14 protein-coding genes and 1 other RNA gene are annotated in these 12,236 nt (G+C 69.0%); 7 read left to right on the forward strand and 8 right to left on the reverse strand.

What is annotated here, in order from left to right; genetic code table 11:
- Nucleotides 1–23: 23 nt before the first annotated feature.
- The 7 genes from rpiA to E2F49_RS12895 form a co-directional block, all read right to left on the reverse strand.
- Nucleotides 24–674, reverse strand: coding sequence for a ribose-5-phosphate isomerase RpiA (rpiA, locus tag E2F49_RS12865; protein WP_133394260.1), 651 nt, complete (start codon nt 672–674; stop codon nt 24–26).
- Nucleotides 671–1,150: an EVE domain-containing protein gene (locus E2F49_RS12870; protein WP_055246580.1), complete on the reverse strand. Its 480-nt coding sequence runs from the start codon at nt 1,148–1,150 to the stop codon at nt 671–673. Before E2F49_RS12870 ends, rpiA begins: the two co-directional genes overlap by 4 nt.
- Entirely contained in the window at nt 1,147–1,740 is a 594-nt protein-coding gene (locus E2F49_RS12875) for a 5-formyltetrahydrofolate cyclo-ligase (protein WP_133394261.1), read from the reverse strand. The genes E2F49_RS12870 and E2F49_RS12875 overlap by 4 nt, the downstream gene beginning before the upstream one ends.
- Before the next feature lie 54 nt (nt 1,741–1,794).
- Nucleotides 1,795–1,979, reverse strand: a non-coding RNA gene (gene ssrS, locus E2F49_RS12880) — 6S RNA.
- A 92-nt stretch (nt 1,980–2,071) separates the two neighbouring features.
- Nucleotides 2,072–2,371, reverse strand: coding sequence for a cell division protein ZapA (locus E2F49_RS12885; RefSeq protein WP_055246585.1), 300 nt, complete (start codon nt 2,369–2,371; stop codon nt 2,072–2,074).
- Nucleotides 2,368–2,589 carry a TIGR02449 family protein gene (locus E2F49_RS12890; RefSeq protein WP_055246587.1) on the reverse strand — a complete coding sequence of 74 codons (222 nt, stop codon included), beginning with the start codon at nt 2,587–2,589 and terminating at the stop codon, nt 2,368–2,370. The genes E2F49_RS12885 and E2F49_RS12890 overlap by 4 nt, the downstream gene beginning before the upstream one ends.
- Nucleotides 2,590–2,620: 31 nt before the next feature.
- Complete coding sequence (locus E2F49_RS12895) at nt 2,621–4,831, reverse strand: putative bifunctional diguanylate cyclase/phosphodiesterase (protein ID WP_133394262.1); 2,211 nt, start codon at nt 4,829–4,831, stop codon at nt 2,621–2,623.
- A gap of 128 nt (nt 4,832–4,959) precedes the next feature.
- Between E2F49_RS12895 and E2F49_RS12900 the strand changes: the two genes are divergently transcribed.
- Both E2F49_RS12900 and E2F49_RS12905 read left to right on the forward strand, forming a co-directional pair.
- Entirely contained in the window at nt 4,960–5,511 is a 552-nt protein-coding gene (locus E2F49_RS12900) for a UPF0149 family protein (RefSeq protein ID WP_425481380.1), read from the forward strand.
- Nucleotide 5,512: 1 nt separating this feature from the next.
- Nucleotides 5,513–6,835 carry an aminopeptidase P N-terminal domain-containing protein gene (locus E2F49_RS12905; protein WP_133394263.1) on the forward strand — a complete coding sequence of 441 codons (1,323 nt, stop codon included), beginning with the start codon at nt 5,513–5,515 and terminating at the stop codon, nt 6,833–6,835.
- Between the two features lie 48 nt (nt 6,836–6,883).
- On the opposite strand, the gene pepQ is transcribed toward E2F49_RS12905, so the two are convergent.
- On the reverse strand, nt 6,884–8,233 hold the full coding sequence (gene pepQ / locus E2F49_RS12910) for a Xaa-Pro dipeptidase (protein ID WP_133394264.1): 1,350 nt from the start codon (nt 8,231–8,233) through the stop codon (nt 6,884–6,886).
- 147 nt (nt 8,234–8,380) lie between these two features.
- Between pepQ and E2F49_RS12915 the strand changes: the two genes are divergently transcribed.
- From E2F49_RS12915 to E2F49_RS12935, 5 genes are all read left to right on the forward strand, one after another.
- Nucleotides 8,381–9,364, forward strand: a complete 984-nt coding sequence (locus tag E2F49_RS12915) for an LLM class flavin-dependent oxidoreductase (RefSeq protein WP_133394265.1) — start codon at nt 8,381–8,383, stop codon at nt 9,362–9,364.
- A 72-nt stretch (nt 9,365–9,436) separates the two neighbouring features.
- The gene (gene ruvB, locus E2F49_RS12920) at nt 9,437–10,468 is read left to right on the forward strand and encodes a Holliday junction branch migration DNA helicase RuvB (RefSeq protein ID WP_133394266.1); all 1,032 of its coding nucleotides are present in this window, start codon (nt 9,437–9,439) and stop codon (nt 10,466–10,468) included.
- A gap of 19 nt (nt 10,469–10,487) precedes the next feature.
- A complete protein-coding gene (ybgC, locus tag E2F49_RS12925; protein WP_055246596.1) occupies nt 10,488–10,928 on the forward strand; it encodes a tol-pal system-associated acyl-CoA thioesterase in 441 nt (146 codons plus the stop codon).
- Between the two features lie 6 nt (nt 10,929–10,934).
- A complete protein-coding gene (gene tolQ / locus E2F49_RS12930; protein WP_243713597.1) occupies nt 10,935–11,732 on the forward strand; it encodes a protein TolQ in 798 nt (265 codons plus the stop codon).
- A gap of 65 nt (nt 11,733–11,797) precedes the next feature.
- Entirely contained in the window at nt 11,798–12,235 is a 438-nt protein-coding gene (locus E2F49_RS12935) for an ExbD/TolR family protein (RefSeq protein WP_133394267.1), read from the forward strand.
- Nucleotide 12,236: the final 1 nt, after the last annotated feature.

A 12,236-nucleotide genomic window follows, 5' to 3' on the forward strand; every position in this document is an offset into this window, starting at 1 on the left:
CTGTGCGCCCGGCGGCCGTGCGATCAGTCGAGAACGGTCGGTGTTGCGGTACCCACGATCACGACGTCCGCCTTGCGGCGTGCGAACAGGCCGACGCTGACCACACCCGGAATCTGGTTGAGCCTGGCCTCCAGCGCGACGGGATCGGTGATCGACAGGTTGTGGATGTCGAGCACCCAGTTGCCGTTGTCGGTCTTGACGCCTTCGCGCCAGACCGGCTGGCCGCCGGTGGTTTCGAGGATCGTGCGTGCGACCAGGCTGCGGGCCATCGGGATGACTTCGATCGGCAGCGGGAACGCGCCCAGCACCGGCACCTGCTTGGCCGGATCGATGATGCAGACGAACTTCTCGCTGGCCTCGGCGATGATCTTCTCGCGCGTCAGCGCCGCGCCGCCGCCCTTGATCAGGTGCTTGCCCGGATCGCATTCGTCGGCGCCGTCGACGTACAGCGACAGCGGGCCGGTGGCGTTGAGGTCGAGCACCTCGATGCCGTGCGCGCGCAAGCGTTCGGTGCTCTGGTCGGAACTCGACACCGCGCCCTCGATGCGGTGCTTGATCTTCGCCAGCGCATCGATGAAGAACGCCACCGTCGAGCCGGTGCCCACGCCGACGATCATGCCGTCCTCGACGTATTCGATCGCCTTCTCGCCGGCCAGACGCTTGCCTTCGCTCATCGCTTCTTCTCCAAGGACAACAGCAGTTTCCACTGTGCGGCCGTGACCGGCAGCACCGACAGGCGCGCGCCCTTGCGGATCAGCGCGAACTCCTCGCCCAGCTCGGCCGCGTGCTCGCGGATCTCGCTCAGCGGAATGGGGCGGGCCAGCGTGCGCACGTAGCCCACGTCGACCATGAACCAGCGCGGCGTCTCCTGCGTCGCCTTCTCGTCGAAGTACTTCGACGACTTCTTGAACTGGGTCGGGTCCGGATACGCGGCGCTCGCCACTTCGGCGATGCCGTAGATGCCCGGCACGTCCGCATTCGAGTGGTAGAAGAACACCTGGTCGCCGACCTGCATGCCGTCGCGCATGAAATTGCGCGCCTGGTAGTTGCGCACCCCGGTCCAGGGTTCGGTGCCCACGCGGGCGAGGTCGTCGATCGAGAATTCGTCCGGCTCGGACTTCATCAGCCAGTAGCGCTTGCGGGTGCTCATCGCGTCTCGTCGGCAGCAGTGGTCGGAAAGAGGATGCCCGATTCGGTGCAGATCGCATCCAGCGGCACGTCCCAGTCGGCGACGTCCAGCGCGTCGACCTGCTGCAGCGCGAACGCCGCGCCGACCAGCAGCGGTGGCGCGGCCTGCGCCTGCCGGAACGCGAACGTACGGTCGTACCAGCCGCCGCCCATGCCGAGCCGATGCCCGCGTGCGTCGAAGCCGACCAGCGGGGTGACGACCAGCGCCATTTCGCGCGCATCGAGCGCCGAGGCGGGTTCGATGTCGGGTTCGGGAATGCCGTAGCGGTTGGTGACCAGCGGGTCGCCGGCACGCCAGGGCGCGAAGCGCAGCGTGTCGTCGTGGAGCACCGGCAGGCAGTAGATCAGGCCTGCCGGCAGACGCATCTGGAGGACGTGCAACCCGATCTCGCCGTCGCTGGCCCAGTAGCCGGCCACGTAACCGGTGGCCGGCAACGCGGGCAGGGCGAACAGCTGGGTGGCGAGTCCCTCGGCGGCGGCGATGCGCGCGGGCGCCGGCAAGGCGCGACGCTGGTCGCGCAGACGGCGGCGGAGGGCGGAGCGGTCGGTCATGCGGCCGGACTCGTCGTCGGAAGTGCCGGCGACGCGGCGGGCGGGCAGAAAAATACGTTCTCCGCCGATGTCGATGCCTGCGAAACGACCTTGAACCCGAGGTTCAAGTGGGAACGCTGGGATTCCTTCGGGCTTTCCGCTCGAGGGCGGACCGGCACTCCCGGTTTCCTGACGTCCCCGGTGTCGTTATTAAGGGACAAGGCGAATGTTTTGCACGCTGTCGAACACGGCAGAGAACGCAGGCGCAGTATAGCCAAGCGCGTGGATCGATGCCGCCCGTTCGTCGGTCGCGATTGCGGAAATTCAGCTGCGTGCGTGCAGCGCGAAGGCGTCAGCGCTGCTCGGCGTCCAGCGCATCGAGCTTGCCGTGCAGGGCGGCAAGGGCATCATCGACCGCGCGCGAACCGTGCGACTGGCCGTCGCCGAGCAGCTGCAGCTCGTGGGCCAGATTGAGCGCGGCGAGGATGGCGACGCGATCCACCGCGGCCATGCGGTTGGCGCCACGGATCTCGCGCATGCGCGTGTCGAGCACGCGGGCGGCAGCCATCAGGCTGTCGCGTTCGCCCGGCGCCACGCCGACGGTGTACTCGCGGTCGAGCACGCGGACGCTGACGGCCTCGTTGCCACTCATGTGTGCTGCTCCAGGGACTTGAGCCGGGCGATCATCGCCTCGACGCGAGAGCGCGCCTGTTCGTTCTTCGACAGCAGCTGCGCGCGCTCGCCGGTGATCGTCTCCTGCTGCTGGCGCAGGCTGCGGTTCTCGTCGCTGAGCACGCGGACCCGTTCGATCAGCGCATCGACGCGCGACGTCAGTCTCTGGAGCTGGGCGAGAACGTCGGGCTGGGTCATGGCCGCACGATAGGCAGGGTGCAGGTGCCGGTCAAGGCAGCGTCGCGAGGCGTTCCAGGCGCGTGCCGTGCGGCGCATCCGGACGCCAGTTGCGGATGAAGGCCAGGCATTGCAGCGCGTCGAGTGGCGGCGAGATCCAGAAGCCCTGGATCTCGTCGCAGCCGCGGTCGGCCAGAAAGCGCATCTGCGCTTCGGTTTCCACGCCTTCGGCGACCACGCGCAGGCCCAGCGAGTGGCCCATCGCGACGATGGTCGGGGTGATCGCGGCATCCTCTGCGTCGTGCGGCAGGCCGTCGACGAAGGCCTTGTCGATCTTGATCGTGGTGATCGGCAGGCGCTTGAGATAGGCCAGCGAGGAATAGCCGGTGCCGAAGTCGTCGATCGCCAGCGATACACCCAGCGCGCGGAAGGCTTGCAGGCGCGCGGCGGTCTGTTCCGCATTGGCCATCAGCACGCTTTCGGTCAGTTCGAGTTCCAGCAGGTGCGGCGGGATGCCGATGTCCTCGAGCACGCGCGCGACCACGCCGGTGAAATCGCCGCGCAGCAGCTGTAGTACCGAGACGTTGACCGACACCGTCATCTCGTCCAGACCATGCTGGCGCCAGCGCTGCAGCACCAGACAGGCCTCGCGCAGCACCCATTCGCCGATCTCCAGGATCAGGCCGCTTTCCTCGGCGATCGGAATGAAGTCGCTCGGCGCGATGTCGCCATGCTCGGGGCTCGACCAACGCAGCAGCGCTTCGACGCCGGTGATGCGCGCCGGCGACAGCGACATGCGCGGCTGGAACACCAGACGCAGTTCTCCGCGGTCGAGCACCTTGCGCAACGCGCCCGACACCGTCGCGCGCTGGCGCACGGCCAGATCCATGTTGTCGTCGTAGCGCATGAAGGTGCGCCGGCCGGCGGCCTTGGCCTGGTACATCGCGGTGTCGGCCTGCTTGAGCAGTTCGGTCGGCACCTGCGCGTGGTCGGGATAGAGGCTGATGCCGATCGACGGCGAGATCGAGATCTCACGGCGGTCGTCGAGCGCCAGCGGCGCCTCGAAGGCGTTGATGATCTCGCGGGCGATGCGCTCGGCATCGTGCGGGCGTTCGAGATCCTCCAGCACCACGGTGAACTCGTCGCCGCCCAGCCGCGCCACCGTGTGCTGCTCGCCGACCGTCTGCTGCAGGCGCACCGCCGCCGCGCGCAGGATGCGATCGCCGGCGGCGTGGCCCAGCGAATCGTTGATGTCCTTGAAACGGTCGAGATCGAGGAACAGCACCGCCAGGCGCGTGTCTTCGCGATGCGCGCGCACGATCGCGCGCGACAGCCGCTCCGACAGCAGCGAGCGGTTCGGCAGGCTGGTCAGGGTGTCGAAGTTCGCCAGATAGCGCAGTTCCTGCTCGGTGCGCTTCTGCTGGGTGATGTCGTTGAACACGCAGACGTGCAGCACGCTGTCGTCGTCGGCATCGCGCACGGTGCGCAGTTCCATCGCGGTCAGCAGCTCGTCGCCATCCTTGCGGCGCTGCCATACCTCGCCGCTCCAGTGGCCCTGGCGGCCGGCCTGGGCGCGGATGTGACGGTAGAAGGCGCTGTCGTTCCGCTCGCTGTCGAGAAGCGCGGCGCTGCGGCCGAGCACTTCGGTTTCGGCGTAGCCGGTCATGCGCAGGAACGCGGGATTGACCGACACGTAGCGGAAGTCGGCATCCATCACCGCGACCGCCTCGCCCATGCTGCGCAGCACGGCCGCGGCGATCTGGCGTTCGCGTTCGGCCTCGCGCGTGGCGGTGATGTTGAGCGCGGTGCCGGCGATGCGCAGCACGTTGCCGGTGTCGTCGCGCTCGACCGCGCGTCCGCGCACCCGCATCCACGCCCAGCCCCCTGCGCCGTCGGCCACGCGCACCTGTGCCTGGTAGCGACTCACCTCGCCATCGAGATAGCGCCGCAGCGTGTCGCGCGCGACGATCTGGTCGTCGGGATGCACGAGGGCCTCGAACGGCAGGCTGTCCTCGAGCGTGCGGCCGTCGGTGCCGGGCTCCTCCTCAAGCAGCCGGCGCAACTGGCCGCTGCCGACGTCGTAATCCCAGTAGCGCTCGCCCGTCGCCCACAGCGCCAGCTTGAGCCGGTCGCGCCGGTCGTCGATCTCGGCCAGATAGGCGCGCTCACTGCTGCGCCGACGCACCACCATGATCACCAGCAGCACGAGCAACGCGATCAGCACCGCGGCGCCGGGCACGTGCAGCTGGCTGGGATCGATCACGCGTCGGCACTCCGTGCCGGGATGGGCGCCCGGAGTGTAGGCATGCGGGCGCTGCGGCAACAAGCGGGCGGGGCGGCCGCGACGGGGCCGTTGGTACACTGGCGCACCCGCATTCCCGAGTGCCCGCCGTGTCCGACACCCTGCCCAGCCTTGCCGAAGTCGACGCCGAGATCCGCCACCTGCAACTGGCGATGCCCGGCAGCGAACTGCACGGTGGACTGGCCGGCTGGCTGGCCGGGGGCGGCGACGATGCGGCCGGCTGGCTGGCGTCCGTGATGGCAGACCCGACGCTGGCCGCACCCGCCGCCGGCAGCGCGCTGGATCGGCTGCGCACGGCGACCGCCGCCCAGCTCGAGGACCGCGACTTCGCGTTCGCCCTGCTGTTGCCCGAGGACGGCCAGCCGCTGTCGCAGCGCAGTGCCGCGCTGTTCGACTGGTGCCGTGGGTTCCTCGGTGGCTTCGGCCTGGCCGCGGGCCAGCGGCCGTCGCTGTCGGAGGAGGGGCAGGAAGCGCTGGCCGATCTGGCCCGCCTCGCCGCCGCACAGCCCGAAGACGACGGCACGGACGACGCCGGCGAGGAAGACGCGCTGGCCGAGATCGAAGAGTTCGTGCGTGTGGCCGCGCTGCTGCTGCACGGGGATGCGGCACTGGGCCCGCGTCACCGCAACCGGTTGAACTGAGATGCCGGGCGCGACCGGCATCACCGCGGCCAGCTACCAGAAGCGCCGCCGGCAGCTGATGCGGCTGGCCGGCGACGACGCGATCCTCGTGCTGGCCAGCGCGCCCGAGCGGATCCGCAGCCGCGACACGCATTACAGCTACCGGCCCGATTCCGACCTCTGGTATCTGACCGGCTTTGCCGAACCCGACTCGGTGCTGGTGCTGGTGCCCGGCCGCGCGCATGGCGAGGCGCTGCTGTTCTGCCGCGAGCGTGACCCCGAACGCGAAGGCTGGGACGGCCCGCGCGTCGGGCCGGAAGGCGCCGTCGAGGCGCTGGGCATGGACGATGCCTATCCGATCGACGACCTCGACGAGATCCTGCCGGGTCTGCTTGAAGGCCGCTCGCGGGTCTACTACCACTTCGGCCGCGACACCGAGTTCGACCTGCAGCTGATCGGCTGGCTCAATCGCGTGCGCGCACAGGTGCGGGTCGGCGCGCAGCCACCGCACGAGTTCCTCGAGCTGGGGCATCTGCTCGACGAGATGCGGCTGTTCAAGGATGCCGGCGAACTCAAGCTGATGCGCCGCGCGGCCAAGATCAGCGTCGAAGCCCACGCCGCGGCGATGCGTGCGGCGCGCCCGGGCATCCACGAATACGCGCTGCAGGCCGAACTGGAATACGTGTTCCGCCGCAACGACGCGAGTCCCGCGTACGAGAGCATCGTCGGTGCCGGCGCCAACGCCTGCGTGCTGCACTACCGCGCCAACAACGCGCAGGCGCGCGATGGCGATCTGGTGCTGATCGACGCCGGCGCCGAGTACCGCGGCTACGCCGCCGACATCACCCGCACCTTCCCGGTCAACGGTCGCTTCACACCGGCGCAGCGCGCGCTGCACGACGTCGTGGAATCCGCGCAGCAGGCCGCGCTGGCGCAGGCGCGACCGGACGTGGCCTACGAGGCCGGGCATAACGCCGCTGTCGAAGCGTTGACCGAAGGTCTGCTGCGACTGGGGCTGCTCAAGGGCAAGCTGGCGAAGCACATCGCCGACGGCAGCTACAAGCGCTACTACCGCCACAAGACCGGGCATTGGCTCGGCCTCGACGTGCACGACGTCGGCGATTACCGGATCGACGGCGAGTCGCGGCTGCTGGAGCCGGGCATGGTCTACACGATCGAGCCGGGACTCTATGTGCCGGTCGACGACACCAGCGTCGATGCGAAGTGGCGCGGCATCGGCATCCGCACCGAAGACGACGTGCTGATCACCAAGGCCGGGCACGAGGTGCTGACGGCGGGCCTGGCGCGGACCGCCGACGAGATCGAGGACTTCATGGCGCGCTGATCGGCGCGCCGGCAGTCAACGGGCGCGGCCGGAAGCCGCGCCGAGGTTTCAGGCCGCGTCGTCCACCGGCCACGCATCGCGCGTGAGGTTTTCCGGCGCGCCGTCGGTGCAGACCACGTTGTCCTCGATGCGGATGCCACCGTAGGGGCGGAAGGCCTCGACGCGGTCCCAGTCCACCGCATCGCCCTTGCCGGCCTCGCGCAGGTCTTCGAGCAGCATGTCGATGAAGTACACGCCCGGCTCGATGGTGACGACCATGCCCGGTGCGAGCGGGCGGGTCAGGCGCAGGAAGGGATGGCCGGCCGGGGTGGCGATGCGGCCGCCGGTCTCCGACGCGGTGAAGCCGGCGACATCGTGTACCTGCAGGCCGATGCTGTGGCCGATGCCGTGCGGGAAGAAGGCCGCGCTGACGCCGGTCTCGACGGCTTCTTCGGGCGACACCCGCAGCACGCCGAAATCGCGCAGCACACCGGCCAGCGCGAGGTGCGCGTCGAGGTGGATGCGCACGTAGTCCACGCCATCGCGGACCCGGTCGCACATCGCGCGCTGGGCGGCGTCGACCGCGTCGATCATCGACTGGAACTCGCAGGCGGTGTCGGCGGCGTAGGTGCGGGTGATGTCGGCCGCATAGCCGGCGTGACTGGCACCGGCATCGATCAGGAAGCTGCGCACCGGGTCGGGCGCCAGCCGCCCGAGCTCGGTGTAATGCAGCACCGCGGCGTGTTCGTTGAGCGCGACGATGTTGCCGTAGGGCAGCTCGTTCGCGTCCTGACCGGCCGCCTGGCAATAGGCCAGGTGGATGCCGAACTCGCTGGCGCCGGCGCGGAACGCGCGTTCGGCGGCGGCATGTGCGCGGACCGCGCGACGCGTGGCCTCGCGCAGCATCGCCAGCTCGTAGGGCGTCTTGTAGGCGCGGTGGAACTCGAGATGGTCGACGACCGCCTGCGGATTGTTCGGCTTGTAGGCGCCGTACTGACCCAGCGCGCTCTGCGGCTCGCCGAGGATCGCGCAGCGCGCCGCGTTCTTGGGCAGATGCTGCTGCGCTTCTTCCGGCTTGCGGATCACCACGATGTCAAAGTGTTCGACCCAGTCGCCCGACGGCGCCTCGGGCACGACATGCCAGTAGTCGCGCGGCTGCAGATAGACCAGCTTCGGGCGTGCGCCGGGCGTCACCACCAGCCAGCTGCCCGGATTGCGGTTCAGCGGCAGCCAGGCCTTGAATTGCGGATTCGCCGCGTACGGGTAGTCGCGGTCGTCGAAGACCTGGTAGTGCAGGGTGCCGCTGGGGATCACGAGATGGTCGAGGCCGGCGCGTTCCAGTGCGGTGGCGGTGCGCGCCTGCAGCGTCGCGAGGTGGTCGGCGTAGAGGCTGGCGGCGGACGGTGCAGGCGTGGACATCGCGATCCCGGGGTGGCGAGTGATCGGGCCATTCTGCCGGAACGCCGCAGGCGCTGCCGATGGCGGAACACTGCAACGCCATCGCTGCGCTGGTGTTCGCGTCCGGCCGCCCCAAGGTCGATGCCATCCCCCGCATCGCGTCCGCTCATGATCCCCTTCTCGATCCTCGACCTCGCCCCCGTCACCGAAGGCAGCACGGCTGCGCAGTCGTATGCCAACTCGGTCGATCTGGCCCAGCACGCGGAACGGCTCGGCTACACCCGCTACTGGCTGGCCGAACACCACAACATGCCCGGCATCGCCAGCGCCGCGACCGCGGTGCTGATCGGCCATATCGCCGGCGCCACGTCGACCATCCGCGTCGGCTCGGGCGGCGTGATGCTGCCCAACCATGCGCCGCTGCAGGTCGCCGAGCAGTTCGGCACGCTGGCCTCGCTGTATCCGGGGCGCATCGATCTCGGCCTCGGCCGCGCGCCGGGCACCGATGGCGCCACGATCCGCGCGCTGCGCCGTTATTTCGATGGTGCCGAAGGCTTCCCGCGCGACGTCGCCGAACTGCTGCAGTACTTCGAACCGGTGCAGCCGGGCCAGGCCGTGCAGGCGGTGCCGGGCCCCGGTCTGGACGTGCCGGTGTGGCTGCTCGGGTCCAGCCTCTTCAGCGCGCAGCTGGCGGCGGCGATGGGGCTGTCGTTCGCATTCGCCTCGCATTTCGCCCCGGCAATGATGGAAGACGCGCTGGCGCGCTACCGTCTCACGTTCAAGCCGTCGAAATACCTGCAGGCGCCGCACGCGATGCTCGCGCTCAACGTGGTCGCCGCCGATACCCGCGCCGAGGCCGAGCGCCTGTTCACCACCCAGCAGCAGAGCTTCGTGCGCCTGCGCCGGGGCGAGATCGGCCTGATTCCGCCGCCGATCGACGACATCGAAGCGTTCTGGACGCCGCAGGAAAAGGTGATGGTCGCCCAGGCGCTGGCCTGCGCGGTGGTCGGTGATCCGCAGGATGTCCGCGACGGCATCGCCGATTTCGTGGCCAGGCACCGCCCGGACGAGTTGATGCTGACGGCCAACATCTTCGACCACGGCGCCCGCAAGCACAGCTTCGCGCTGGCCGCGGAGGCGATGCGGCACTGAGTCGATCCTGCAAGGGCGGCGCGAGCCGTCTCTGCAGGCGCGTCGGGCCGGTCGCCATGCGATCATGCGCGGATGACCGCAGACCGCATCATCGCCGCCGACGCCACCCGCGAGGACGACGCCATCGAGGCGAGCATCCGGCCACAGCGGCTGGACGACTACCTCGGCCAGGTGCCGGTCCGCGAGCAGATGGCGATCTTCATCGAGGCCGCCAGGCAGCGCCGCGAGGCGCTCGACCATGTGCTGATCTTCGGACCGCCCGGCCTGGGCAAGACCACGCTGAGCCACGTGATCGCCAATGAACTCGGCGTCGCCTTGCGCGTAACGTCCGGGCCGGTGATCGAGAAGGCCGGCGATCTCGCCGCGCTGCTGACTAATCTGCAGCCGCATGACGTGCTCTTCATCGACGAGATCCACCGCCTGTCGCCGGTCGTGGAGGAAGTGCTGTACCCGGCGATGGAGGATTTCCAGCTCGACATCATGATCGGCGAGGGCCCCGCGGCGCGTTCGATCAAGATCGACCTGCCACCCTTCACCCTGATCGGCGCGACCACGCGCGCGGGCCTGCTGACCGCGCCGCTGCGCGACCGCTTCGGCATCGTGCAGCGGCTGGAGTTCTACAGCACCGAGGAACTGACCCGCATCGTGCGCCGTTCCGCGCAGATCCTGGGCATGGCCTGCGAAGCCGACGGTGCGGGCGAGATCGCCCGGCGCTCGCGCGGCACGCCGCGCATCGCCAACCGCCTGTTGCGCCGCGTGCGCGACTACGCGCAGGTCAAGGCCGGCGGGCGCATCGACCGTGACGTGGCCAATGCCGCCATGCAGATGCTCAAGGTGGATCCGGAAGGCTTCGACGATCTCGACCGGCGCCTGCTGCACCTGATCATCGAGAACTTCGACGGTGGCCCGGTCGGGGTCGAGTCGATGGCCGCCGCGCTGAGCGAAGAGCGCGGCACGCTGGAAGACGTGATCGAGCCGTATCTGATCCAGCAGGGCTATCTGGTCCGTACTGCGCGCGGGCGCATGGCCACGACCAAGGCCTGGCGCCATCTGGGCCTGGAGCCGCGCCGCGACGCCGCGGCCGTGCCCGGCAATCTGTTCTAAAACACCGGAGTCCTGCCGCATGAGCGCGACCGCGTCCGGCGTTGCCGGTTTATTCAGTTGGCCGACACGCGTCTATTGGGAAGATACCGACGCGGGTGGCGTCGTCTATCACGCGCAGTACGTCGCGTTCATGGAGCGCGCACGCAGCGAGTGGTTACGTGCCCACGGCTACGGACAGGCCACGCTCCGCGACGATCACGGCACCGTGTTCGCGGTGCGGGCGATGCGGATCGATTTCCGCAGTCCGGCGCGGCTCGATGATGCGCTGGAGGTCAGCGTGGCGTTGCGACAGTGCCGCCGTGCGAGCGCGGTGTTCGTGCAGGAGGTCCGCCGGAACGGCGATCTGCTGCTCGACGCCGAGGTGCGGATCGCGGCGCTGTCGGCCGAGGATTTCAAGCCGCGTGCCATCCCCGACACGCTCTACACCCAACTCAAGTCACTCGAAACGTCAGCGGAGTAAGCCTGGATGAGCCCAATGCCCGTGTTGTTGCAGTCCGCCGCCCAGGTGCAGGCGCTGCCCGAAGAGGCCGCCGCAGGCGCGACCGAACTGGCGAACACCGGGGCCGCAGCGGCCGCGACCGCGCCGCTGCCCAACGACCTCAGCATTCTCGAACTGGTCCTGCACGCGTCGATTCCGGTGCAGCTGGTCATGCTGCTGCTGCTGTTCGCGTCGATCTCCTCGTGGGTCATCATCTTCCGCAAGAAGCGCCTGCTCGATCGCGCCGAGAAGGAAGCCGACCGCTTCGAGGAGCGCTTCTGGTCCGGTGCCGAGATCAGCAAGCTCTACGCCTCGGCGACCGAGCGCAACCGTGAGATCGAAGGTCTCGAAGCGATCTTCGAGGCCGGCTACCGCGAGTACTCGCGCCAGCGCCAGCGCCGCGGCATCGACAGCCGCACCCAGCTCGAAGGCGCCCAGCGCGGCATGCGCGTGGCCGGCGCCCGCGAGATCGACGGTCTGGAGCGGAATCTCGAGTACCTCGCCAACGTCGGTTCGATCGCGCCCTATGTCGGTCTGCTCGGCACCGTGTGGGGCATCATGATCTCGTTCCACGGCCTGGCCAGCGTCAAGGAAGCGACCATCGCGACGGTTGCGCCCGGCATCTCCGAAGCGCTGATCGCGACCGCGATGGGTCTGTTCGCCGCGATCCCGGCGGTGTGGGCCTACAACCGCTTCGCGACCAAGGTCGAGCGTGTCGCCACGCGTTTCGAAGCCTTCTCCGACGAGTTCTCCTCGATTCTCGAACGCCAGAGCGGCGCCGACTGACCCCGACGCGCGCGTGCGCGCGTTCTTTCGATCGCGCTCGACCGTCCACGTATCCGGAACCCGCCATGTCGTCGATCTCCCTTCGCCGCTCCAAGCGGCGCAAGCTCAAGAACGAAATCAACGTCGTGCCCTACATCGACGTGATGCTGGTGCTGCTGATCATCTTCATGGTCACCACGCCGCTGATGAATCTGGGCACCGACATCAATCTGCCCGATTCGAACGCGATGTCGCTCGGCTCGCCGCAGGACCCGGTGGTCGTGAGCGTCTATCCCGACGGCGCGCTCGCGCTGATGGTCGAGCAGCAGAACACCTCGGTCACGCGCGAGGATCTCGTCGCGCGCCTGCGCGGCATCCACAGCCATAACCCCGACGCGACGATTCTCGTGCGCGGTGACAGCGCGGCCAGCTACCAGCTGATCATGAATGCCATCGATGCCATCAACACCGCCGGCATCAACAAGGTCAGCCTGATCAGCCGCCCGTCGGAAAGCGCGGACTGAC

The sequence above is a fragment of the Luteimonas terrae genome (genome assembly GCF_004358165.1).
Taxonomy (GTDB): Bacteria; Pseudomonadota; Gammaproteobacteria; order Xanthomonadales; family Xanthomonadaceae; genus Luteimonas; species Luteimonas terrae.

Coding starts and splice junctions, on each gene's coding strand:
- rpiA (WP_133394260.1), bottom strand. CDS start 674: ATGAGCGAAGGCAAGCGTCTGGCCGGCGAGAAGGCGATCGAATACGTC.
- E2F49_RS12870 (WP_055246580.1), bottom strand. CDS start 1,150: ATGAGCACCCGCAAGCGCTACTGGCTGATGAAGTCCGAGCCGGACGAA.
- E2F49_RS12875 (WP_133394261.1), bottom strand. CDS start 1,740: ATGACCGACCGCTCCGCCCTCCGCCGCCGTCTGCGCGACCAGCGTCGC.
- E2F49_RS12885 (WP_055246585.1), bottom strand. CDS start 2,371: ATGAGTGGCAACGAGGCCGTCAGCGTCCGCGTGCTCGACCGCGAGTAC.
- E2F49_RS12890 (WP_055246587.1), bottom strand. CDS start 2,589: ATGACCCAGCCCGACGTTCTCGCCCAGCTCCAGAGACTGACGTCGCGC.
- E2F49_RS12905 (WP_133394263.1), top strand. CDS start 5,513: ATGCCGGGCGCGACCGGCATCACCGCGGCCAGCTACCAGAAGCGCCGC.
- pepQ (WP_133394264.1), bottom strand. CDS start 8,233: ATGTCCACGCCTGCACCGTCCGCCGCCAGCCTCTACGCCGACCACCTC.
- E2F49_RS12915 (WP_133394265.1), top strand. CDS start 8,381: ATGATCCCCTTCTCGATCCTCGACCTCGCCCCCGTCACCGAAGGCAGC.
- ruvB (WP_133394266.1), top strand. CDS start 9,437: ATGACCGCAGACCGCATCATCGCCGCCGACGCCACCCGCGAGGACGAC.
- ybgC (WP_055246596.1), top strand. CDS start 10,488: ATGAGCGCGACCGCGTCCGGCGTTGCCGGTTTATTCAGTTGGCCGACA.
- tolQ (WP_243713597.1), top strand. CDS start 10,935: ATGAGCCCAATGCCCGTGTTGTTGCAGTCCGCCGCCCAGGTGCAGGCG.
- E2F49_RS12935 (WP_133394267.1), top strand. CDS start 11,798: ATGTCGTCGATCTCCCTTCGCCGCTCCAAGCGGCGCAAGCTCAAGAAC.